Origin of the sequence: Thalassoglobus sp. (assembly GCF_048270125.1) — a bacterium.
GTDB lineage: Bacteria > Planctomycetota > Planctomycetia > Planctomycetales > Planctomycetaceae > Thalassoglobus.
In genome coordinates this window covers 197,676-220,577 of sequence record NZ_JBLWTN010000007.1, presented here as the reverse complement: position 1 = coordinate 220,577, position 22,902 = coordinate 197,676, and the positions used below count along the sequence as shown (strand labels likewise).

Below are 22,902 nucleotides of genomic sequence, written 5' to 3'. Positions count from 1 at the left end.
TCAATACGATGTGAGTAAACACATTCATTTCCAGGATTTCTGAATGCCTCCTTATCAGCCACGCCGAAACAAGTCCAACCAGCAGAAGAAAACGAAACGGACTCCCTATATGGGGAAGGCCCGTAAGGAATCTCGCTTGCCTTTAGACGATAAATTCCTCGTCCAAAGACCGCTTTTACGCAGCGACATCGGTTCCATTCCTGTCGCGCGGCTGAAAACCACCACAAAACATCCGACAGTCTTTCGCAAGCGGATTGCCAACGTCGCGGACCAATCCGCTCATGGTGACGTTGTGCAGGTTCTGGCGGACTCAGGTGAGACAGTGGGGTACGGATTCTGGAATCCCCGCGCAGAAGCAACGATCCGCATGCTCAGTTGGGGAGAGGTTCTTCCCGATGACCAGTGGTGGGAAGCACAAATCAAACAAGCAGTCTCCCTCAGAAAAGACCTGTTGCACCTGAAGTCGCGAACCGATGCCTATCGGTTGATCAACGCCGAAGGGGACGGTTTCCCGGGTCTCGTTGTCGATCTTTACTCCGACGTGATCACAGTCCAAACCTATACACTCGGGATGTATCAACGGGGAGAAGCCATCGCCCGTATGATTGCGAAAATCCTTGACACGAAACACTGGGTCGTTCGAACTGGTCCGGCGACTTTTCCACAGGAAGGTTTTTTAGCAGACGGTTTCGAATCGGGAAAAGTTCCTGAAAAGTTGATGATCACAGAAGCAGGTGCCAAATACGAAATTCATCCGTTCGAAGGTCACAAGACTGGATTCTTTTGCGATCAACGGGAGAATCGAATTCAGTTGAGAGATTACTGCAAAGGAAAAGATGTCCTCGACCTCTGCTGCTACTCAGGTGGATTCTCCATCAATGCAGCACTCGGTGGAGCCAAGAAAGTGACGGGGGTCGACCTGGATGAAGAGGCAATCGAATTTGCAAAACGAAATGCAAACCTGAACAAATCGAAAGTCAAATTTGTCCATGCCGACGCTTTCGCCTACATGCGAGATATGCAGCGAAACAACAAGCAGTACGACGTAATCATTCTGGACCCACCGAAACTGATTCGTGGTCGCGATGAATTGCACGAAGGGCAAAACAAATATTTCGACTTCAACCAACTCGCAGCGTCACTCGTCAAACCGGGTGGACTGCTATTGAGTTGCAGCTGTTCCGGGTTGCTCTCCATGTCCGATTTCACAATGACAGTCCGAGCAGCAATCACCGAGAGGACACCAAGAATTCTGGCACGAACCGGCGCCGGTCCCGACCATCCAGTCCAGGCGAACTGTCTGGAGACTGAATATTTGAAATGTTTGTGGATGCAACTTTGAGCTCGCATCTTTTTTTGCTCCCACATTCGTTTTTTATCTTGCACCTGTTGAAGGCAGACACAATGAGCCGACACATGGAGTGTCCAGAGAAATCACGGATCTCTAGTACTGCGTAGTCGATCGACTTCAATTTCGATATTCTGAAGATTGCCAACCATCTCACAAATTGTGTGTGAGCGGTTTTCTTTTTATCGAATGAAGTAGTGAGGAGAGTTCCGTGTCAAAGCCATCTCATAACACCCGCAGAGACTTTCTTCAGAAAACTTCGGCGATCACTTCTGCAGCGGCAGTTGCATCTGTTTTTCCTTCAACCGCTTCAGCAATCAGCGAAACCGCGACCCCCAACGAAAAGATCAATCTCGGTGTCATTGGAATCGGTCCGCGCTGCACCTACGACCTGACGGCAATGCTGAAGTTTGACGACATTCGCTGCGTCGCCATTGCCGATGTGCAGTCCCGCCGACGCGACGCCGGGAAAGCGTTGGTCGACAAACATTACGAAAACAAAGACTGCAAACTGTATCAGGACTTTCGTGATCTTCTTGATCGAAAAGATATCGATGCGGTCCTCGTTGCAACCGGTGATCGTTGGCACGCCGATGCTTCCATCCTTGCAGCCAAAGCTGGTAAAGACGTTTACAGCGAAAAACCTTGCGGAATCACAATCGCGAAATGTCAGGAACTCTCCGCGACGATGCACGAAGAGAAGCGAGTCTTTCAAGCAGGAACGCAAAGGCGAAGCGTTCCGAATTTCCAAAAAGCGGTCGAGTTCGCACATTCTGGAAAACTTGGCAAGCTGCACACGATGCATGCGTCGATCTATTTACCGGTCCTCGATAATACTTGGCTACCAGCAGAGCCGACACCAGCAAAGAACGTTTGCGACTGGAATATCTGGTTAGGACCGGCAGCGTGGCGTCCTTTCAATCAGAAGTATGTGGATGGACGCTGGCGCGGACAGTGGGATTTTGATTCAGGAGCCAAACTTCTCGATTGGGGAGCGCATACCGTTGACCTTTGCCAATGGGCGAATCAGGCCGACGACACAATGCCAATCGAATATGAACCGCACGAAGAGCATATCCTGTGTCGATATGAAAACGGCGTAAAACTGATTATCGACTTTTTGCCAGAACCGTTCGGCAATCGTGATCCTCATTACATCACTCGCTTGGGAACATGCCCGGTCCGGTTTATCGGAGAAGATGGCTGGGTTGAAACCGGGGATAGTGGTGAGATCGTTGCCAAGCCTGAATCACTACAAAAACAGCTTGGTGATCAAACTAAACGGGTTCGAGGCTTGGACGTCGGCGCGCACTCCAGAGACTTCTTTGACTGTATCCGTTCACGTGGGAAGACCGCCGCAAATCAAGATGTGATGAGACGCTCACACATCGCTTGCCACGCTGCCGCTTTGGCCTGGATACTGAATCGAAAACTGAGAATCGATCCAGTGAAAGAAGAATTCATCAACGATGAAGAAGCGAATCTGTTGCGGTCCCGCCCCGATCGAAACTGGGCAGTTTAAGATTTATCACACGCCAACATTTCACGCCAGGTGTGTGATTCATATGGTTTGTCGAATTTTAATTCCAACGAGTGGATCGATCATTGCTGATGTCGCGAGCTGAACTGAGTTCGCACCCGCATCGAGATATCGCTGCACGTCGTCGGCAGTTTTGATTCCACCAACGCCGATGATATCGAGTTGGAGATCGTTGGCTTCGACAATTTCCCGGCAGCGGCGAACCTGCTCAATAGACAGATCACGTGAGGCGACACCACAGATTCCGCGTTGCTCCCCGTCGAAGAGAAACTTTCCGGCTGAGTCGGTGACTCTCGTGGGAATACTGTTCGTCGTCACGATCGCGTCGATATGACCATTTAATTGAACCAAGAGTTCTTGCAGCGTTTTCTGGTCAGCCAAATAACCAATCTTGACCAGTAACGGACCATCTTCGCCGGCGTATTTTCGAACAGTCTTTGCCACTTGGGCAGCGGCGGCTGGGTTCTGAAAAAGTTGTCCGTCTTCGCTGCAAACGTTGGGACAAGAGAAGTTCATCTCGACACAATCAGCGTTGGCATCGAATGCCCAACAAGCGCAATCGGCATAATTTTCAGCAAGTTCTTCGAGCCCCCAGCCTGGCTGCATCGTCCCGACAACTGAAACGGAAAGCAGCTGTCCTTTAGAAAGACGAGCTTTGGCTTCCTTGACATCACCAATCCAAAAGCGTGGTGCTTGTGACGGCATCCCAAATGAAACAGCCCAGCTCCCGTCGAGTTCGTCAGCCAATGGAACGCTGGCTTCGTCACCTGTCAGCATGGCGGGATGAACCGGAACCAGATTCGGTAACGGATAGCACTCATGAGGGTCTGCGCGGACAGTTTTATAAGTCAGAACGTCAAAGCCTAGTGCAGCGTATGAACTGACCCATTTCCCATTCAAAAGTGGCCCGGCAGCAATGCCCAGTGGAGAATTGACAGGAATCCCGCAATACGTCCATTCACCCGGACACTCAGGGACTTCCACCTCTGGCGGAGTCTCCGGAGCCTTCTTGAAATTCCAGTCATAAGTCTGAGAGGGATCGTACTTCGGAATTTCGACGTTCGATTCACCGTTCATATTTTCTTTTCTCGCAAAAAGATTTCATCGATTTCAGACATCCCTAACCATCGTGCACTGAGCCAGTAGCAGAGAACACTTCCAACAAAGGGAATCATCAATTGCAGGGCGTAAGTGGTGATTTGCTCTCCCCCTGACAGATTTTTGAGTATCACAAGACAGACGAGCACCATCAAAGTGGTCGCGACAATAGTCTTCCATAAGGTTCGCAGTACCAATGCCCAGTCGAATGGCCCCAATTGTATGTTCATTTTCCATGTTGTGATCGCCAGTTGCAACGTCGTGGCACAGATACTCCCCAAGGCAAGTCCTACCCCCTGAAAGGGAATCACAAACAGAATGTTCAAGAGGAAATTCATCAAGAGTGCGATCACTCCAAACTTCATCGGTGTGATACGGTCGCCGGTTGCATAAAACGCACGGTTGAGAACAGTCAGCCCAATGGCCGTCCAAACTCCGGCTCCATAGGTCGCAATCATCTGAGCGGTGAGGGAACTGTCTTCGGCAGTGAACTGACCATGACGAAAAAGTAAATTGGTGAGGGGTTCCGCCAAGACGAACAAGCCCGCACTCGATGGAAGCGCAATGGCAATCGTCAATCGAATCCCCTTGCAAAGATCATCTCGAAGTAACCCAAGCTCCCCCTTTTGAGCATGCTGAGTGAGGAGCGGGTAAAGCACTGTTCCAAGTGCAATTCCAAACACGCCCAACGGAAACTGATAGAGTCGCTGACCGATATACAACGTGGTTGCGGTCCCCGCAGGCAGGAGGGCAGGAATTCCAAATGCTTCCAAAGGAGCCAACCCACCGCCATCTGGAGCCGCCAGCCCCCAGGCCATCAGACTGTCGAGAATCGCATTGAACTGGATCACCGAGATCCCAGCCACCACAGGCAGCATTGTCATGATCACTTCATGAACACGTGGCCAACCTGACCGCCAATTGCGAGTCAGCCCCATGTTCAAACGCTGCAACACAAAAAACGGAAGCAAACACTGGACCACTCCCGCAGCGACGATTGCCCCAGCGACCAGACGAACCTGTGTCTGTTCGTCCTCGGTCAGAAGTAGTGCAACTCCGACGCCGGTTAACCACAAGACATTCAGCACAACCGGAATCAACGCCGGCCACAGAAAGATTCTCAGGGCATGAAGTGCGGCAGAGAGCAGGGCAGCCGAGCAGATGAAAACCATGTAAGGGAGCATGATTGCCAAAAGTTGCAGCAAGAGCACAGTCGAATCAGAAAAGTGACCATTCATCAGTCCCCAGAAAATCGCAGCTTCCCCTACTAGAACCAGCAAGGAGAGAAATGAGGCAAGCGCGATGGCAACTGCAGTGAGAGTCGCACGGGCCGCAGCCGGGCCTCGTTCAATCTGTTCTCGAAGATAGACCGGCAAAAATGCCGTTGTGAGCGCGCCCTCGCCGAAGAGTTGCCGCGTCAGATTGGGAAGTCGAAAGGCGACAATGAACACATCTAACACAGTCCCCGCGCCAAACAGTGACGCCATCGCGATATCACGTCCTAACCCAAGGAGACGACTCAGAAGCGTACACAAGCTGACGATCCGCAGATTTTTAACAATGCTTGAACTCGCAATGCCTGTGGATGCATCGCGAGCATGGGTGTCAGAGGTCACTTCCGATTCCTCTGAGGACATCGAATTCTCCAAGTGATCATTTGCAGGTGAAAAACCCGAACGTTATCGCATCCGCTTTCGGAAGAATACTCTTAATCTCATAATTCTCGATGACTCAATTGTTGACATTCAAACAGGGAGACTTGAACCTTCCCCAGAAGAGAACAGATCGAGTCATTGTCTGGCTTGACCAGTCGCACACGTGCAAGTCAACAGAGGAACTCAACTCATGCCGACCTTAGGCATTTTCGTGAAACAACCGATTCCGGGCAAAGTCAAAACTCGCCTGGGAGCCAAGATCGGCAACGACCGTTCTGCAGAGTTGTATACAGTTTTTCAGCAGGATCTTCTCGAACGTTGTCACATCGCCAATGTGAAACGTGTGCTTTGTTACTCTTCTCCAGCATCGAATTCAATGGAGTTCTTCACGGAACTTGCGGAAGAGAACGACGAGCTGTGGGAACAGCCCAAGTTGGAGTTGGGGGAACGCCTCAAGCAGTTTTTCGCCGAAGCTTTGAAGGCAGACGGTCCGGTCGTCGTTATCGGATCGGACAGCCCGACGCTCCCGCAAAGCTACATCGAACAGGCTTTCGAATTACTGAAACTGCATGATGTCGTCCTCGGTCCGGCGGTCGATGGAGGGTATTATTTGATCGGGCAACGAACGCCCGTGCCAGAAGTCTTTGATGGCATCGACTGGAGTGGAGTCGAAGTGCTGAATCAAACGATTCAAAAAGTGCAGGGGAGTGGGGCCTCTCTCGGTTTACTCCCCCCTTGGTACGACATCGACAGTCTCGACGATTTAATTTTTCTACGCGGTCATTTGAACGCGATTGAGTGTGCAGGAACCACAGATGAGATTCCACGAAGAACGCGAAAACTCGTCGAAGAAATTCTCAACGCTCTCGTGACAGACAATTAAAGCTTTGCCGGACAATCGAAGTGTCCGGCAAAACTTCACTTGCTTTACTTTGCATTAATTCGATTCCGGCCAGTTCAAGTGCCGATGCAAGAATTTGAACGTTCCGTCACCGTTGATTGAATGCGGACCGTCAAACCATTCGATTTCTGCTTGGTCTTTAATGCCGAGTTTTGTGTAATGACGGCGAACTTTCGCGAACTCCCAGCCAACCCACTCATCGGGTGCGACACCATCATCGTGACCACGCTCAACCATAAACGGACGCGGAGCCATCAACCACGACAACTCGGCATAGTTGGCAATGTGCCCCATGTTCCATTCGAAGATTTCGTACTCAGGGGTGTAGATGTACGAATACCGATCTTCAGCAGATGCGTTCTTGCGAATCCATTCGTTGAAGTCAGCGGAGCAAATGGACAAGCAATAGCCGACATCACCATTCATCGCTTCGCCGGGTAACAACGGCGGAACGCGAACCGCCGTTTTCCCGCCGTAACTCAACCCGTAGAAAGCAATCCGTTCAGGATCGACATAATCCAGCGAGGCGAGCCAGTTCAATGTTTGCTGATGCTGTGGGATGATGTAACTGAAGAGCGAGCGACCGAGCGGATTACTCTTTCGCTGTAAAACGCGAAAGTCGTCAAAGCCTTTGTACGGATTCTGTGGGGCGTAGACGATGAAGCCCTGTTTGACGAGTTGCGTGGCAAAGCCTTTGTAAGCGCGGAAGGCCCGTAGTGTTTCGTCGAGCGTGATTGTGTCCATCGGAACACCTTCCAGCCCATGCTGACAGACAACAACCGGACGCTTCTCACCTTTTTTGAGATCTCTCGGAAGCAGCAAAATCCCACCAGCAATCACACCGGGGTTCTCCTCCGACCAGTCTTTGGAAGCATAGAGATCAAGCACCACTTCATAACCGACATGAGTCGGTTCATCAATCACTTTTCGTGACCGAGGATTTGGGTCAGATGGGTCATGATCCAGCTTGCCAATGAACGAATCGTAAACCATCTCTCGATATTTCGGAGACTGCTTTTCCCAAGCTTCGACACTACTGCGATCAACATCCTTCCAAAGTTTCGCTCGAACTTTGTCGCTGCTCGCGAGAAGCATTTGAGTGTGGCGGACGAGTTCACCAATGAGCCGTTTTTGCTGAGCCTGGTGAAACTCTTCATCGACTTCCTGAACCTTGAATTCTTTCAGCGACTCTTGATCAGGATCCTTAAGCTCCAGTCCGAGAGTTTTGTTCAGAATCGCAATCGTTTCGCGTCCACAAACCTGACTTGGCTTCTCGATAAGATGCAGCTTCTTTGTATGCCCTGCTGCAGTGTAATACTTCCTCGCCCGCTCGAACTCATCTTTCACCGCAGAGAGTTGAGGTGACTTAATGGCTCCTGGGGCAGCGATCTTCGCTTGTCCCGGTTTCGGTTCAGGTGGTCCAGCAACTTCAGGCGACTTCCCAGCTTCAATGATCAGCGGAGTTGGAGCGATCAGGCTGGCGATCTCGGCATCGCCGAACTCGGTTAACTGCTTCCAGACATTTCGGTAAATCGGCTCTTCCCAAACGTTCTCTCGCGGACCGAAGTAACCGTGAAGCACAACGGCGTCGAACTTATCTGGAGCAAGAGCAGCAACGTACTGAGCGATGACAGCCCCTTCACCGATACCGACGAGAACGATTGGCGGAGAATCTTCCTTCTCATCTTTTGGCGACTTAAGCATTTCAATTAAGGCAAGAGTACGTTCGACTTCGTAGCCAATGACATGTCTTCCAAGATTGAAGCCTAAACGATAAATGTACTCACGATGAGTCATATTCGTACGACGAATATCTGGATGCATGGAGAACTCTGTTCCTCGATTGACCAGTACGGGACAAACAACATCAACACCAGACCTTGCAATTCTCTCTACAACTTTTGAATTCGCCTGAATTGATTCACCGGGGTCTTGTAGAAGCACGACAAATTTTCCTTTTGGGGGAAAAGAAGGCGTTCCGTTCACGTCGGGAATTTCCGAAGTGAATACTCGTGCTTCTATACTAATTCCCTCAGCTACCTGCCATAGCATCAGCGTACTGATCACAGAATTCGGAGCATCTCCAGACAAGTCATTATTCGTATTGTCACCAGTAATCCAGAGACCGGGATTGCCGATCAGAGGATCAACCGCCCCGATCATCTCTCGCAATCGCCCTCGCGCAGCTTCTTTCGCGGCATCAGGATCCTCTGCACTTAACCACGGTGCGGTTCGTTTTTCTCGGGCGGCTTGTAGCTCTTGTTCAGCAAACTGGCTGATGCCGTGGACCATCACTTCATGCAGCGGTTTGGTCAGTTCGAGTTTCTTTGTGCCAGGGAGAGCATCGCTGGTGGGGGTGATGCTCTGTTGTGCGGACGTGACTTGAGCACACAACAGCACCACGAACAGATTTGCGATGATTGAGCGAGTCATAAGAAATCCTACTTACTGTTTTGCCAGACACTTCAAGTCTCTGGCATCACTTGGTTTTTGTAACAAATGACCAGTCTTGGAACTTCTTGCCCTCTTTGAGGGAGTTCTGTTCCACATACTGAATAGCATTTTTCAAATGTTGCTGTGAATCAATATAAACAGCCCAGTGTCTTTCTGCCCAGATTGATGGGAGACGACCTTCGTTTTGATCGCAATGACTGTACATCGGATGCAGACGTGAACGCGCCAATTTATTAGAACTGTTCCTGAAACTTGAAATTGCTCTCTCAAACGTTGAGGAAAGCGGCTGTTACAGAGGTTTTCGGACTCGTTCTAGTCCTGAATTGCTTCTTTCTCAAAATCACTTTCATTCACCCAGCCAGCATTCAGTTTTTCGCCGCGCATGAAGCGTTCGTAAAAATTCGCATTTGGTTCCGATGAAACTTTGCAGTTGTCGAAGACTTCAGGGTTGCCATTCAAACGTGGGTCACCTTGGTCCTTCAATTCAGCAAAGAGTTGTTTTTTGAGCTGAGCTTTAAGTTCTTCATGTGAAGAAGCTGTCGCAAGATTGTTCAGGCATTCGGGATCTTCTTTAATGTTGAAGAGTTCCTCTTGTGGCCTTTTTCCAAAGCACAAATCCCAGAAGTATGACTCCTCTCCAGAGCGTCGTTTGTTCAGGATGTCGGTCTTGGTCGGGCTGCCGTCTGTGTTCAGATAACCAGTTTCTGGATTCCCGACGGGCCAGCGTGAAGTTTCAAAGTTGTGCAAATAGAGATGACCATCTTTCACGATGCCGCGAATCGGGTACCCCCAGTCATGTGGCCTGCCGACGTCGTGTCGCTCTTTGCCGATCAGCACGTGGTCACGTTCTTTGAAGACGATCCCTTCTTTTTCGGTGTTGAAATACTCGACAAGGCTGCGACCGGTGATGGCTGCCATTTTTGAGTCTTCTTGCGAAACGCCAGCGACTTCGAGAAACGTGGGAGCGTAGTCGATGAAGCTGACGTAATCATCAATTTTCCGACCGGCCGACTTGATCCCCTTTGGCCACATGATCGCCAAAGGTAAGTGATTCGAGAGTTCGTACTCCTGACCTTTAATTCGCGGAAATGGCATTCCATTATCCGATGTCACCACGACGATCGTGTTCTCAAGTTCTCCACGATCTTCAAGAATTTTCAGCATGCGAACAAGATGCGTGTCGAAGTGTTCGACTTCATAGGCATAGTCGAGCATGTCGTTGCGGACGGTTTCGTTATCGGGCCAGAATCCCGGAACAGAATCGATATCGGTCAGCTTCTTCCCAGCTTTCGCAACGCCGCTGCCATACTCATAACGCCGATGCGGTTCAACACAGCCATACCAGAAACAAAACGGCTTGCCATCTCGATTCGCCGCAAGAAAATCTTCAAAGTTTCCAGCGTAGTCATTGTTGGAAATCGCATTTGTGGGCGGCTTGGCTTTACGCTTGTTGTAAGGAGTTCCCGCAAGATGTCTGCGTGAACCATCTTCATTGACTGCAACTCCTGGGGCCCAACCTTTCATCGTTTTACCAGTGTGGTACCCATGCTCGTTGAGAGCTTCAACGTACGACTTAAACTTCGCCGGGAAGAACGGCATGTGGTTGCAGGCTTCTTCCAGTTGCCATGTGTTGCGGCCTGTCAGAATGCATGCCCGTGATGGCGCACATTTGGCATTGGGGGTATAGCAATTGTTGAACAGAATTCCTTCACGAGCGACACGGTCAAACCCAGGCGTTTTGACCCAGGTATTGCCGTAAGCACCAAAGTGCGAATACGAAGCATCATCCGCAATGCAGAAAAGGATGTTCGGTCTTTCATTTGCGTGCAAGGGCGAAAAAGCGAGAATTTGCAACAGCATTAGCAGGCGCAGCGTCATGCGTGGAATTCCTGGTTAAGAAGATCGTGTTCTAAAAATTTCCCCGAGTGAGCATAACGAATTGCAGATCGACGATGCGACTCTCCCTCGCTAATCGGCAGGTTTCACCGATTGAAATGTCGACGGAAGCTTGCAGCGAGTTTGCTCTCGCCTTACCAGGAGTTCGGCTAGTAAATTATGCGGACGCTCAATAGTGATTGACGGCTGACTGATGCAAAAACTCTTTTTAAATCGAAGGCAGGTTCTGCTGATCCCCTGTTTTGCGCTCATGAATTTTCTGGGCGTTTTAGTACCTGTACGTTTGGGTGTCGCTCAAGAAGACCACTGCTTCCCCCCACTCGCATTGCCGCCGGTTTCCAGCTTCGATTCGGAATTTGGATCCTCTTCACCACCGTTGTTTTACGAAGAATACAACAACAGCAATAGCCTCGATGGCAGTCTCAGCCACAACTACGGTGACGCTCAGGCTCAGTCGAAAAACAGCCCGTTCTATCCGTTGTACCATCATCAAGATCGAAGCGACTGGCGATGGACTTTTTTGCCTCAGGGTGTTCTGTACGGCACATATTGGGCAAGTTCCGCAGAGCCGAGGATGGCTGTCAAAGTGATTGAAGAGCAGGCCCACGGCTCTCTGATCGATTCGGAAATCGGCGGCCGTATTGGTTTTGTTCGCTTTGGTGCGCGGAATCGCTTAGAGGGTTGGCAGTTCGACCTTCTCGGTGGTGTCAATTTACGACAAGACCCTGACGTCGGTCTCGACATGCAGGCAACCGATTACCGCTTCGACTTACCACTCACTTACCGCAATGGGCCGCACTCCTTCAAGATGGGTTACTACCATGTAAGTGCTCATGCCGGTGACGAGTATCTTGTGACGAATCAAATTTTGACACGACAAAACTATGTTCGCGATGTCTTCAACTTTGGTTATTCCTACAACCCGACGCCAGAGCTGCGGCTGTATGGTGAAGTCGGCTACGGATTTAATGTCGACGTCTCTGAGCCGTTGGAATTTCAATTTGGTTTCGACTACGGCCCCGCCAAAGTGACTCGGATTTACGGAGCTCCCTTTGTGGCAGCCAATGTCCACCTCAAAGAAGAACTCAACTTCGGCGGTAACGTTGCCCTACAGGCTGGATGGGCCTGGAGAGGTGAAGCTCTGGCTGCTGGAATTTTGCGATCCGGAGTCTATTACTACGATGGCGGAAGCTCTCAATTCGCCTTCTACCAAACTCACGAAACTCAAGTCGGCTGGGGGCTCTGGTACGATTATTAACTTCCAGTTGAGACAACAAGCGTGCCCACTCGATTTATAACGGGCAGAAAGTATCGAGTTGATCCACAACGCGCAGGGCAGTTTGAGAATTTAACTGAAACCAGTGCCAGTCCAAGTCTTCAATTTTTTTGTCGAGTGTGAAGGGGGCAGTGTTGGGACGGTTGAGGATGACTCCAAGTCCCCAATCTGAGTTCAAGACTGCGACATCAATGTGAGGCCAACCCCTGAGTTCGACTACCGCTTTCCAGACGTCACCGGTCCAGGCTCGTGATTGAGGAGAGGGCTCCCTGAGCTGATGAACTTCCGCGGTCGGCAAACAGTCGTGCAAGATCATCACTCCTTTTGGTGAAAGGGCTCCAAGCCCGTTTTCAACGTCTCTAAGAACCTGCTCCCAGTGATGCAGGCCGTCAATAAAAATGACGTCAAACGTTTCTTTCGATTGAGCAAAGAACTCATCGGAAGTTTTCCGAACAGTCCCTCCAGAGATCGGATCAACGCCAACTTTGTTGGCAGCTTGTACTTGATTGAACGTCTTGTTTTTGGCACAGCCAATTTCGAGATAGTTCTGAAATCCATTTCGTTCGATCAGGGTATTAATGAGTTCAACTCGCTTCATACGTTTCTCTGGCTTGCTGTCGATGTGAAAGATGGCTGTGACTTTCGATGTCGAGAGTTCTGGGCCTCGGTTCAGCAGGTTCGGACCATTCGAGATGTTATTCTGATGCACATGAATGAGCCAAGCAGGGCGATCTGAAACTCTTCGCATCGGGGCGAAATCCAGTAGCGCGTTATGTTGCACACAATAAGGACCGACAAACGGACGGACGTCAACGAGCGTCGGAAAAGGATTTTGGGGCTCTTCCTTGAATTCGCAACAGCGACCATTCCCCCAAACGACTCCGTTGGGAAACACCAGCCATTCTTGAGCTTTCGCCTCCGTCTTCTGGAGATCTTCAACGTAAGTTTCAGCCACGGCATCGTCAGAATCGATCCGCGAACAGAGAATCTGGTCTGTGTTTGCTTCTCGTTCAAGAAACGCCGAAATTCCCTCATGACTTTCGAATTCGACCACCTCGGCAGGAGCCCAGTCTTTGCTGCATTCCCGAATCCATTCGGGAGTGGAAGGAGACACCATCAGAATCCAACGAAAGTTGCGACAGGTTTGGCCTCGTAAACTTGGAAGTAAGAATTGATTGAGAATCTGCACTCGTTCTCGGAGCCAGGTCTCGTCCGTACTCCGATCAACCGCTTTTTTCATACGTAAGCTGAATCGAGTAAAAATGAAATGTTCCATCATCAGCCAATTCTAGAGCAAATCCAATATTGGTCTTTACCTATTTCCTCGGTGTGAGCAGCCTTCAAAGTTAAGGACGTGACCTTCACAAGCTCTCTCTCGGAGCCAACGTGGGCTGACTCAGGGTCTCTTTCGAATTGTTTTTTTGAACTTACTGCTTCCTGTTGTCAGCTCATAGTGTTCTTCCATAGAATTCGCAAATGCAACAGAAACAACGAGCAGCTTGGCGGGAACGTCTTTATGTCATCATTTTTGAAGCCGATACTCGCGCTGGCCAATGGTTTGATATTTGTCTGCTCGTCGCAATTCTACTAAGCGTGAGTGCGGTTTCGATTGAAACCGTGGAAGGTCTTACTCAACAGCAGCGGGATCTGCTCAACAGAATCGAATGGGGTTTCACCATTCTCTTCACGATCGAGTACGTATTGCGACTTCTCTCTGTTCGACGACCGTTAAATTATGCGTTCAGCTTTTATGGTATCGTCGATTTAATCTCAGTCCTGCCGACGTATTTCACCCCCATCTCGGGGTCGCGATCATTTGCCGTGGTCAGATCATTCAGACTGCTGCGAGTCTTCCGTATTATGAAGCTGATCCACCTGACCAGTGAATCCGAAGAACTGGCACGTGCGGTCTGGAGTGCGCGATCGAAAATCATTGTGTTCCTCACGGTCGTACTGATCACTGTGACGATAGCCGGGACAGCGATGTACGAAATCGAACGCATCGCCAGCCCCGCTGACACTGGCTTACCTGTTGAAACTCAGTTCACTTCGATTCCACAATCGATTTATTGGGCAATCGTGACAATGACAACCGTCGGCTATGGTGACATCGTCCCTCAAACAACGCCGGGCAAATTCGTCTCCGCACTTTTAATTCTGGTCGGTTACAGCCTGATTATCGTTCCGACTGGATTCGTTTCAGCTGAGTTTGTTGACCAAAAAAAAGCTGCGAAAACGTCAAATCAAACGTGTCCGTACTGCATGGCAGAAGGGCACCTGCGGGATGCTGAGTATTGCCGTAAGTGCGGGAACCCCATGGAAAGCAGTGAATCCCTGGACGGAATCTGACCGGGCGACACAAAATTTCTCCCGCGTTTGCTTTAACATTTGTTGAATAGACGTTCAGCGTCCTGGTAGATTTCGCATTGGACATTGTTGTTGCATCCCGTGACATGTTAAAACATGGGTCTCAGAGAGATTGTGTCCTCGACGTTTGAATCCACGAGGACATCCCACCAAATCTTCCAGCAGGCACTTATTCTTTCAACAGTAGTCACCATGAAACAGCTCATTTTTCTTTCGACGCTGTGCATCACTCTAAGTGGTCCGTATTCACTTCCTGCACATGCAGAGGTCGACTTCGTCAAGGAGATTCAGCCGATCTTCAAGAAGCGATGCTACGAATGCCATGGGAATGAAACACAGGAAGCCGGTCTGCGGCTCGATCAAAAAGCGGATGCGTTGGCAGGAGGAGATTCGGGGCAAATTATCAAGCCGAACAAAGCTTCCGAAAGCTTGCTGATCAAATTGGTTTCGGGAGAAGATTCAGACCGCGTGATGCCCCCTGATGGTGAAAATCTGACACCTGAAGAAATCACAAAAATTGAGACCTGGATCGATGAAGGAGCCCATTGGCCCGACGGCATCGATCCCAAAAAAGAGCGGTCGAAACACTGGGCTTACCAACCGCTCTCCGGTCCCTTGCCTTCCGATACAACGTTGTCAGGTCACCAGCCGCTGGACCAATTTATTCTCGCCGGGCTGAAGTCCAAAAAGATCACACCCAACCCAATCGCAGATCGCTACACGCTCATTAAGCGGCTGTATTACGACCTCATCGGACTGCCACCCTCGATTGAAGATGTTGAGGCCTTCGTAAACGATCAAAGTGAAGACTCCTACGAGAAGCTTGTCGATCAACTTCTCGCTTCAGATCATTTCGGCGAACGATGGGGACGGCATTGGCTCGATATGGCGCGCTATGCGGACTCCGACGGATATGAAAAAGATCGCCCCCGATATAATGCCTGGAAGTATCGTGACTGGGTGATCAACTCCATCAACGCCGACATGCCATTTGACCAGTTCACGGTTGAACAAATCGCTGGCGACCAAATTGAAAATCCCTCGCCAGATCAACTCCTCGCGACAGCATTCCATCGGCAGACATTAACCAACACTGAAGGTGGGACCGATCAGGAAGAGTTTCGGGTTGCTGCAGTCTTTGATCGAGTCGAAACGATTGGAGCGGTCTGGCTCGGACTCACTGTCGGATGTGCCCGTTGCCACTCTCACAAGTACGATCAAATCTCACAACGAGAGTATTATCAACTCTTCGCCTTCTTCAACAACGGTGACGAAACAACAACGAAACTTGCGAGCTCTGAACAAGCTCTGAAAGAGTATCAGACCAAAAAGGCAGCCTACGACGCGCAACTCAAAAAATTACAGGCTCCCGTTGAAAAACGTCGGAACGAACTAAAACCTGGTTTTGATGCATGGATGGCTGAGCTTCAGAAAAAGTACGAAGCCGAAGGCCTGGAGCAGAAAACAGTCACATTAAATAACGAGCGAGTCGATTCAAAAACAGGGACGCTTCAAAAACAGGCAGACGGAACAGTCATCGCTGTCCGAGATCAGGAAACTCAAGACACGTATGAACTGACCTATTCGAGTCCAACATCCGATCCATTTGAGATTTCTGGAATCCGCCTCGATGTGCTCACCGACGATTCCTTTCCGAAGAATGGACCAGGACGTTCGAGTGGAGGGAACTTCGTTTTAAGTGAAATCACTGCGGACATCGTTGCTGAAAACGGCGAGACACTTCGACGAAAATTCCAGTCGGCTTCTGCGGACTTCAGCCAAAAAGGATTTGAAGTCGCCCAGGCGATTGACGGAGATGAGACGATCAAGGGCTGGGCTATCTCCCCGCAAACCGGGAAGCCACACACTGCGACGTTCAATTTTGAGAAACCGATCTCCGCAGATGAACTCTCAAAAAGCAAATTGCTGATTCGACTCTCGCAGCAGTATTCATCGAGCTTACACACACTTGGAAAGTTCCGTATTTCTTTTTTGGCCGCGTCTGGGGCTGAGTTGGTAGCGCTTCCGGAGAACATCAAAAAGATTCTTCCGATTGAACCGGCAAAGCGCGAAAAGAAACAACTGGACGAACTGTTGAGTTATTTCGTTTCGCTCGATCCCGAGTTCAAAAAATTGAGCGGACGTGTCGCTGCTCATCAAAAGACAGCACCATTCAACCCTGAAATGGTCGTCCGCGTTGTACAGACTCGCGAGAAAGATCCCCGGGAAACACATATTTTGAAACGTGGGGACTTCTTGCAACCGCTGGGACCGGTTGTTCCGGACACCTTGGAAATCCTCCCCGAACTGCAAGCTGCAGCTGAGGGAAATCCGACGAGGATCGAATTTGCCAAATGGTTAATTTCTGGAGAAAACCCGCTTCCTCCACGTGTCTTTGTGAATCAGGTCTGGTCACACCTCTTCGGACGCGGACTTGTCCAAACAGTGAATGATTTTGGGATTCGTGGCGAACCGCCCACACATCCTGAACTTCTCGACTGGTTGTCAATTCAGTTTATTGAGTCTGGATGGAGTCGAAAGCAGCTCATCAAACTGATCGTTCTTTCTGAGACATACCGACGTTCGTCGGTTCACCGTCCTGAACTCGCAGACATCGATCCTACGAACAAGTTGTTGTATCGGCAGAATCGTTTTCGTGTCGAAGCAGAGATCATTCGTGATTTGTACTTGAGCGCCTCCGGTTTACTCGAACCTCGAATCGGCGGGCCAAGTGTTTTTCCTCCACTCCCTCCAGACATTGCTGCAGTAAGTTATGCAAACAATTTTAAGTGGGGGAATAGCGATTGGAACAGCCGTCCAGACCGACCACACGGCGTGGCCCCCAAAGACGACATCTACCGCCGAGGGATCTACACTTTCTTCAAACGCACAGCCGCGCACCCAAACCTGATTACGTTTGATTGCCCGGATTCCAACACAACCAGTGTAGAACGGAATGCTTCGAACACTCCGTTACAAGCATTACAAACTCTCAATAACAATGTTTTTCTGGATGCAGCTCGCGCGATGGCAGGGAGGATTCTCAATGATTCCAGCTTGTCGACAGATCAGGAACGACTGTCAAAACTCTTCCGCGTCACAGTCACGAGACTTCCCACACCTGAGGAACTCACCGTGCTCAACGGGCTTTTAAGAGACTCAAATGCGTATTACGAAAAGTCTCCTGAAGAAGCTGTCGCGTTAGCGAACGTTGAAGAGAAATCAGAAGCCCAACAAAAAGCTGCGTGGATTGCAGTTTCACGAATGGTCCTGAATCTGGACGAATTCATCACTCGTGAATAGAACAATTTGCTCTACTGAACTTCGCTCTGACGATGAAATCTCCTGGCGATTGTGTGCCAAAGCAGGCCAGCAAGCAAGATCACGATGCCAAACTGCCAGATCAGTGGCTCGACCCAAAAGGCAAGAAACAGACAAGAGCAAAGTCCGGCGATTGAGATCAGACCGGAGTACAGCCGTTCCTCTTTCGTGAGTCGTAACGCACACAAGTTCGTAATCGAATAGTAAATCAAGACAGTGAATGCGCTGAAAGACCAGACAAGCTTCAAGTCGCCAAGCAAGCAGATCAAACCGACGAACACCCCGACTGCCAAAATCGCCACATAGGGTGTTTCCCCAGATTTATCGATCTTCGTTACAACGCGAAAGAGATCCCCACGGCGGCCCATTGCCAGTACAACGCGTGAAAGACCGAGAATCAGGTTGAGCAAGACTCCCAACATGGCAGTAATTGCTCCAACCTGAAGAACCATTGCTCCCCCGGAAAGCTGAATCGACCTTGCAACTTGCACAAGAGGGGTTCCACTTGAACTGGTCGCCTCGGCAAGTTCGCGGCTTCCGAGAACTCCGACCGCTACGAAAGCGATTCCGACATAGAGAAGAACTGTCACCGCCAATGTCGTCAGGATCGAAACAGGAATATTCCGACGCGGATTCTGGATCTCTTCACCCAACGTTGCGATTCGACCATACCCTGTGTAGGCGACAAACATGAGCGCAATCGATTCGATAAACCCAACCGAAAACAGTCCTCCGTCGACTCCTATATTCTCGAAGTTTTTTCTCTCAACATGAGGCAGCCCAGAGAGAATCAACCAGAGCAGGCTTCCAACTGTCACCGAAACGATCAGGGTATTGACGAATGATGTGCGACGAATTCCCAGCAACACTAACCCGGTGAGGGCTGCGACTGTTCCGAATGCTAATAGAACAGTTGAGACACTACTGAGTCCAGGAAACAGACTTTTTGAATAGGATGCGAAACCCAGCGCAGCCGTGGCAGCAGAAGCTGACTTCGCGACGAGAAACATCCACCCGGCAGTAAAACCGAGGGCAGGGGTCAGCCATTTGTAGCCGTACTCATATGTCCCTCCACTGACAGGATGGTTGGCAGCCAATTGAGCGCTGCTCATTCCATTAAAGAGTGCAACGAGAGCAGCGAGTGGAATTGCCAAAACGACAGCTGGCCCTGCGACGCCGGCTGAGATTCCGATGCTCACAAAAACTCCCGTCCCCAAGATTGATCCCAATCCGAGAAGCGTCGCATTGAAAATGCCGATCTGACGTTTTAATTTTGGTTGCCCGGAGATTTGCTGCTCGATGGATAGTTTTCCGGTGACGTTTGAGGAGTTCATATTTTTAGAGAGCGTCAGCTTAGAAGGTCGGGGGTATTGGAATATTCCCATCAACAATTTCGACAAAAACCGTCTCCCAAAGTCCTCCTGGAACTTCTGGAAACTGCTCCGGTTCAAAGCTCAGCGAGAACTGAATCTGATTGAAGTCGATCAACTCAGAAGTCACATCGAATTTCAAAGGGTCCAGCGAAATTGGTTCAAGTGGTTTTGAATTTACTGAAAAATCGGTGAGATCACCCGTCCCCTGCGGGATGTGGATCAACACACGATCTTTGACATCAAGGTTCGAAGGTCGATGAAAACTCCTGCGAAACGTCGCTGTCCCTGACAAATTGCCAAAGAGTTTTCTCCAATCGCCGGGAAGATGATGCCGTTCAAAATCATCATTCTTTGAATCCGGTGCAGAGACATCCCACGGACCTTTGAGACGAATTCGATGTACACCAAGCTCACTCATGTTGTCCCCCTTAGAGCAGTTTGCTCTACCGTGTGCCCGTGAATATCACGTTTCATCAATAAGATTGCTGTTCGCCACGAGGCAGAACCTGAACACCAATTCGAAAGATGCTCTAATTGCTCAAGAGTCGGTGAAGGTAAGAATGAAGCTCCGCTGCGGGAACTTCGGCCTGTTCACCTTTCTCTAAGTCCTTCACTGTCCAGACTCCTTTCTCGAACTCGTTGGAACCGGCGATGACCACCGCTCGAAATCCTTTGCGGTTCGCGTACTGGAACTGCTTTTGGACTTTCTTTGCTTGTGGATAGACCTCGTTCGAAATCCCTGCAGCTCGAAGCTCTCGACCAACCTTTAAATAATCTCCCAACCGTGACTGGTCGAACATTGCAATGAAAACTTGAGCAGGAGTGGTTGCTGTATCAATCAGTCCTAATTCTTCCATCGCAGCGAGAAGCCGGTCTAAACCTAAACTTGCCCCCACTCCGGGGAGTTTTTCTTTCGTAAAGAGACCAGCCAGGTTGTCATACCGTCCCCCGGAACAAACACTTCCAATTCCGGGCAAGTCAGTCAGGAACGTTTCATAGATTGTCCCTGTGTAGTAGTCGAGACCACGGGCGATGGAGACATCGAGAACGATTCTCTCGTCGGCAATTCCAGCAGTTCGGCAACTCTCGAATAACTCTCGCAGCTTCGAGACACCAAGTAATCCAAGTTCATTGCCGTCGAGCAATTCTTCAACTTGCGCAAGGATCTCTTCTGACGTGCCTTCTAACTGAGCGAAATCGAGAACACCGGCAGCTTGCTCAGGCGTGATTCCAACAGCATCGACCATTTCAGCAATGACTTTCTCTCGACCAATTTTCAAGAGTTTATCAAGTGCACGCAAAATTCCGACGGAGTGTTCAAGGACTCCCAGTTTTTCCAGCAATCCGTTGAGAAGTTGTCGGTGATTGATACGAATCGCAAACTTACTAAACCCGATCGCTTCCATCAAATCGTGAATGACCAATAACGTTTCGATGTCCGACGCATTGGCATCGGTGCCGATGGTGTCAAAGTCACACTGGATGAATTCGCGATATCGGCCTTTTTGCGGTTTCTCGGCACGCCAGACAGACCCGATGTGATAACGCTTGAAAGGTGTCCCCAGTTTCCCAATGTGCTGGGCAGCGAAACGTGCAAACGGAACCGTCAAATCAAACCGCATGGCAACGTCACGATCTCCCTGATCCTGAAATCGAAAGAGTTGCTTGTCCGTTTCGTCGCTTCCCTTGCCGAGCAAAATTTCACTGTATTCAAGTGCCGGAGTATCGATGGGGCTGTACCCATAACTGCGATACACTTTGCGGGCAATTTCCATCAAATGCTCGCGAGCCATCATCAGTTCAGGGAGAGAGTCGCGGAAACCTTTGAGAGTTTGTGGCTTAATCAATTGATTCGACACGGGAACTTCTAACGTTTGAGTTGAAAAAGTTGAGATGAAAATACTGTGGCCAGAAAATACTGTGGCCAAAACTGTGATCGGCGAATGAGCAGCTGGAGCCGGCGAGTTGCCTCAACCAAGAAGAGGCAACGCCACTTCTCGGGCAGAGACCGGTTCAGAGGAGAAGGTTCGCCCACTTTTCATTGGGAGCACTGCCTGAGCATATTCCCAAATCTGTTCGGGCGTTTCGAAAAGCATGTCGTAAATTCCGTCATCCTCATATTCACAATTGTCGGTTGTGTAGTCGCGGCAGATCTGCGGACGGGTTTCATAAATTCCACATCGATGATCGTCTTGCAAATGTTTGCAGTCAGAATAGACCATCAAAAACCACGTCCCGTCTTCCACAAAAATCGCAACCCGACCATGCAACAGATACCATCGCAAGTGATCGAAGTCTGCCTGCTTTTTTGGCTTATCAATCGGAAATGCGAAATATCGGCAACATTTGGCTGTGCAGTACGAGCATAGTACTTCACCCGGCTTCAAGTCTTCGCGACGTTTTTTGGCTTTCTTCGCCATCGTGGCAACTCACTTAATAGTTCTGAAAGTCGTTGAGCTGTTCAAGCTCGCTCATGCAGTTGAATCATACCGCCCTTGAACCTTGTTCGGGAGCCCATCGCTTTGACTTTCAAGAGAATTCAACCGATGTCTTCAGAACTTCATCGACGTATCAATGGGCATTGAACTTTCAACCCAGAGTCGATACACATCGAAGCGATCACCCACCTCGAATCAGCCCCTCACCCACACCATGCCGACCAAGACAGCCTCAGACGAGCCGCAGATTCTCGATGAAACAGAATCAATTCAACCGATTTCGATTCGGGATGAAGTCGAAGAACCTTCACTTGGGTTACGGCACTCAGATCGAGTTTTTCTGGTCACCGTCACTCTGTTTTGCGGTCTCCTCGCTGCGATCATCTTTTTGAGTCGACCGTATTCAGGTTTCGAGACCATCGAGATCCGGCATCTGCAACCGGAAGGCTTCACATTTCAACTCGACATCAATACCGCAACATGGGTTGAATGGATGCAGCTTGATGGAGTCGGCGAGACCACTGCCCGGAAGATTATTTCCGATCGAGAAACGAACGGCCCTTTTTCGTCTCTCACAGATGTGCAGCGAGTCAACGGAATCGGTCCCGCGACAATCAAGAAAATGTTGCCGAACCTGGCCTGCGCGTCATGCGAAGAGTGACCGCTGCCGGTCTTATCTCAAGTGAGACTTTCGTCTCGATGAGGAAGGCGATGGTGCTGGTGAAGCTCGGCAATTTCTGGGCAAATCCAGCGGCGACAAAGTTCTGTGATCGGAACGTCGAGACGGGCTGCTTCTTGTCGCAGGATTCGCCAATCTGATATTGGAAGGAAGATTGAAATCTGTTTTTTAATTTTTGGAGATGCCATAATGATTCAACAACGAGTTTGAGTTCGAAAACGTTTTTGGAAATGAAGTGCGCGTTTTGCCGAGAAAAGAGACGTATTTTTCATTCGTTTTCTTAGTCGTTCCCGGAGCTGTCGCATCTGGTGCTCTTGCCGGGTTGACATTTTCTCGCCTTTTTACGGTTCTCTTTAGCAAAAGGATCGAACCCATCTGATTCGAAAAACGTGATGTCGTCCAGATCCCAGCTTGATCGTGCCAATTCATTCGGTCTCGGGCAATCGCTGTCCCAACTCATCTGCACTTCACGAACCATTCTATTCTCTCTCTTTCTATCAAAATGAGACCAGGCAGCAGGGAGACCTCCTTGTCTCTGAACTCGTCCTGAGTAAAA

The 22,902-nt window shown here is 49.8% G+C and carries 17 protein-coding genes; 7 read left to right on the top strand and 10 right to left on the bottom strand.

Translation table 11 applies throughout. From position 1 onward, the window contains the following. Positions 1-43 precede the first annotated feature (43 nt). Positions 44-1,342: a class I SAM-dependent rRNA methyltransferase gene (locus ACN0YR_RS11070; RefSeq protein ID WP_417849277.1), complete on the top strand. Its 1,299-nt coding sequence runs from the start codon at positions 44-46 to the stop codon at positions 1,340-1,342. Between the two features lie 217 nt (positions 1,343-1,559). After that, positions 1,560-2,870, top strand: a complete 1,311-nt coding sequence (locus tag ACN0YR_RS11065; RefSeq protein WP_417849276.1) for a Gfo/Idh/MocA family oxidoreductase — start codon at positions 1,560-1,562, stop codon at positions 2,868-2,870. A 39-nt stretch (positions 2,871-2,909) separates the two neighbouring features. Here ACN0YR_RS11065 and ACN0YR_RS11060 read toward each other — a convergent pair whose 3' ends face one another. Together ACN0YR_RS11060 and murJ are read right to left on the bottom strand one after the other, a co-directional pair. Continuing rightward, positions 2,910-3,965: a hypothetical protein gene (locus ACN0YR_RS11060; RefSeq protein ID WP_417849275.1), complete on the bottom strand. Its 1,056-nt coding sequence runs from the start codon at positions 3,963-3,965 to the stop codon at positions 2,910-2,912. Beyond that, positions 3,962-5,623, bottom strand: coding sequence for a murein biosynthesis integral membrane protein MurJ (murJ, locus tag ACN0YR_RS11055; RefSeq protein ID WP_417849274.1), 1,662 nt, complete (start codon positions 5,621-5,623; stop codon positions 3,962-3,964). Before murJ ends, ACN0YR_RS11060 begins: the two co-directional genes overlap by 4 nt. Before the next feature lie 208 nt (positions 5,624-5,831). Between murJ and ACN0YR_RS11050 the strand changes: the two genes are divergently transcribed. Continuing rightward, entirely contained in the window at positions 5,832-6,524 is a 693-nt protein-coding gene (locus ACN0YR_RS11050) for a TIGR04282 family arsenosugar biosynthesis glycosyltransferase (protein ID WP_417849273.1), read from the top strand. Between the two features lie 54 nt (positions 6,525-6,578). On the opposite strand, the gene ACN0YR_RS11045 is transcribed toward ACN0YR_RS11050, so the two are convergent. Together ACN0YR_RS11045 and ACN0YR_RS11040 are read right to left on the bottom strand one after the other, a co-directional pair. Beyond that, positions 6,579-8,975 carry a hypothetical protein gene (locus ACN0YR_RS11045; protein WP_417849272.1) on the bottom strand — a complete coding sequence of 799 codons (2,397 nt, stop codon included), beginning with the start codon at positions 8,973-8,975 and terminating at the stop codon, positions 6,579-6,581. 333 nt (positions 8,976-9,308) lie between these two features. Further along, entirely contained in the window at positions 9,309-10,874 is a 1,566-nt protein-coding gene (locus ACN0YR_RS11040) for a sulfatase (RefSeq protein WP_417849271.1), read from the bottom strand. A 211-nt stretch (positions 10,875-11,085) separates the two neighbouring features. Here ACN0YR_RS11040 and ACN0YR_RS11035 point away from each other — a divergent pair, with 211 nt between their 5' ends. Beyond that, the gene (locus tag ACN0YR_RS11035) at positions 11,086-12,150 is read left to right on the top strand and encodes a DUF1207 domain-containing protein (RefSeq protein WP_417849270.1); all 1,065 of its coding nucleotides are present in this window, start codon (positions 11,086-11,088) and stop codon (positions 12,148-12,150) included. A 34-nt stretch (positions 12,151-12,184) separates the two neighbouring features. On the opposite strand, the gene ACN0YR_RS11030 is transcribed toward ACN0YR_RS11035, so the two are convergent. Next, positions 12,185-13,447, bottom strand: coding sequence for a glycosyltransferase (locus ACN0YR_RS11030; RefSeq protein ID WP_417849269.1), 1,263 nt, complete (start codon positions 13,445-13,447; stop codon positions 12,185-12,187). Between the two features lie 197 nt (positions 13,448-13,644). Here ACN0YR_RS11030 and ACN0YR_RS11025 point away from each other — a divergent pair, with 197 nt between their 5' ends. Next, positions 13,645-14,517: an ion transporter gene (locus ACN0YR_RS11025; RefSeq protein WP_417849268.1), complete on the top strand. Its 873-nt coding sequence runs from the start codon at positions 13,645-13,647 to the stop codon at positions 14,515-14,517. Between the two features lie 210 nt (positions 14,518-14,727). Next, positions 14,728-17,838: a PSD1 and planctomycete cytochrome C domain-containing protein gene (locus tag ACN0YR_RS11020; RefSeq protein ID WP_417849267.1), complete on the top strand. Its 3,111-nt coding sequence runs from the start codon at positions 14,728-14,730 to the stop codon at positions 17,836-17,838. A gap of 11 nt (positions 17,839-17,849) precedes the next feature. On the opposite strand, the gene ACN0YR_RS11015 is transcribed toward ACN0YR_RS11020, so the two are convergent. The 4 genes from ACN0YR_RS11015 to ACN0YR_RS11000 form a co-directional block, all read right to left on the bottom strand. Continuing rightward, complete coding sequence (locus ACN0YR_RS11015; protein WP_417849266.1) at positions 17,850-19,190, bottom strand: APC family permease; 1,341 nt, start codon at positions 19,188-19,190, stop codon at positions 17,850-17,852. 19 nt (positions 19,191-19,209) lie between these two features. Continuing rightward, entirely contained in the window at positions 19,210-19,647 is a 438-nt protein-coding gene (locus tag ACN0YR_RS11010) for a hypothetical protein (RefSeq protein ID WP_417849265.1), read from the bottom strand. A gap of 112 nt (positions 19,648-19,759) precedes the next feature. After that, entirely contained in the window at positions 19,760-21,076 is a 1,317-nt protein-coding gene (gene hisS, locus ACN0YR_RS11005; RefSeq protein WP_417849343.1) for a histidine--tRNA ligase, read from the bottom strand. 123 nt (positions 21,077-21,199) lie between these two features. Next, positions 21,200-21,649: a YkgJ family cysteine cluster protein gene (locus tag ACN0YR_RS11000; protein WP_145197255.1), complete on the bottom strand. Its 450-nt coding sequence runs from the start codon at positions 21,647-21,649 to the stop codon at positions 21,200-21,202. Positions 21,650-21,881: 232 nt separating this feature from the next. Here ACN0YR_RS11000 and ACN0YR_RS10995 point away from each other — a divergent pair, with 232 nt between their 5' ends. Continuing rightward, on the top strand, positions 21,882-22,328 hold the full coding sequence (locus ACN0YR_RS10995; protein ID WP_417849264.1) for a ComEA family DNA-binding protein: 447 nt from the start codon (positions 21,882-21,884) through the stop codon (positions 22,326-22,328). 17 nt (positions 22,329-22,345) lie between these two features. On the opposite strand, the gene ACN0YR_RS10990 is transcribed toward ACN0YR_RS10995, so the two are convergent. Then, on the bottom strand, positions 22,346-22,534 hold the full coding sequence (locus ACN0YR_RS10990) for a hypothetical protein (RefSeq protein WP_417849263.1): 189 nt from the start codon (positions 22,532-22,534) through the stop codon (positions 22,346-22,348). Positions 22,535-22,902: the final 368 nt, after the last annotated feature.

Bases quoted from the DNA above. Each gene is read 5' to 3' on its own strand.
- ACN0YR_RS11015 (WP_417849266.1), bottom strand. From the start codon at position 19,190: ATGAACTCCTCAAACGTCACCGGAAAACTATCCATCGAGCAGCAAATC.
- ACN0YR_RS11010 (WP_417849265.1), bottom strand. From the start codon at position 19,647: ATGAGTGAGCTTGGTGTACATCGAATTCGTCTCAAAGGTCCGTGGGAT.
- ACN0YR_RS11045 (WP_417849272.1), bottom strand. From the start codon at position 8,975: ATGACTCGCTCAATCATCGCAAATCTGTTCGTGGTGCTGTTGTGTGCT.
- ACN0YR_RS11060 (WP_417849275.1), bottom strand. From the start codon at position 3,965: ATGAACGGTGAATCGAACGTCGAAATTCCGAAGTACGATCCCTCTCAG.
- ACN0YR_RS11025 (WP_417849268.1), top strand. From the start codon at position 13,645: ATGCAACAGAAACAACGAGCAGCTTGGCGGGAACGTCTTTATGTCATC.
- murJ (WP_417849274.1), bottom strand. From the start codon at position 5,623: ATGTCCTCAGAGGAATCGGAAGTGACCTCTGACACCCATGCTCGCGAT.
- ACN0YR_RS11040 (WP_417849271.1), bottom strand. From the start codon at position 10,874: ATGACGCTGCGCCTGCTAATGCTGTTGCAAATTCTCGCTTTTTCGCCC.
- ACN0YR_RS11000 (WP_145197255.1), bottom strand. From the start codon at position 21,649: ATGGCGAAGAAAGCCAAAAAACGTCGCGAAGACTTGAAGCCGGGTGAA.
- ACN0YR_RS11020 (WP_417849267.1), top strand. From the start codon at position 14,728: ATGAAACAGCTCATTTTTCTTTCGACGCTGTGCATCACTCTAAGTGGT.
- ACN0YR_RS11070 (WP_417849277.1), top strand. From the start codon at position 44: ATGCCTCCTTATCAGCCACGCCGAAACAAGTCCAACCAGCAGAAGAAA.
- ACN0YR_RS11050 (WP_417849273.1), top strand. From the start codon at position 5,832: ATGCCGACCTTAGGCATTTTCGTGAAACAACCGATTCCGGGCAAAGTC.
- ACN0YR_RS10990 (WP_417849263.1), bottom strand. From the start codon at position 22,534: ATGGCATCTCCAAAAATTAAAAAACAGATTTCAATCTTCCTTCCAATA.
- ACN0YR_RS11030 (WP_417849269.1), bottom strand. From the start codon at position 13,447: ATGATGGAACATTTCATTTTTACTCGATTCAGCTTACGTATGAAAAAA.
- ACN0YR_RS11035 (WP_417849270.1), top strand. From the start codon at position 11,086: ATGCAAAAACTCTTTTTAAATCGAAGGCAGGTTCTGCTGATCCCCTGT.
- ACN0YR_RS10995 (WP_417849264.1), top strand. From the start codon at position 21,882: ATGCCGACCAAGACAGCCTCAGACGAGCCGCAGATTCTCGATGAAACA.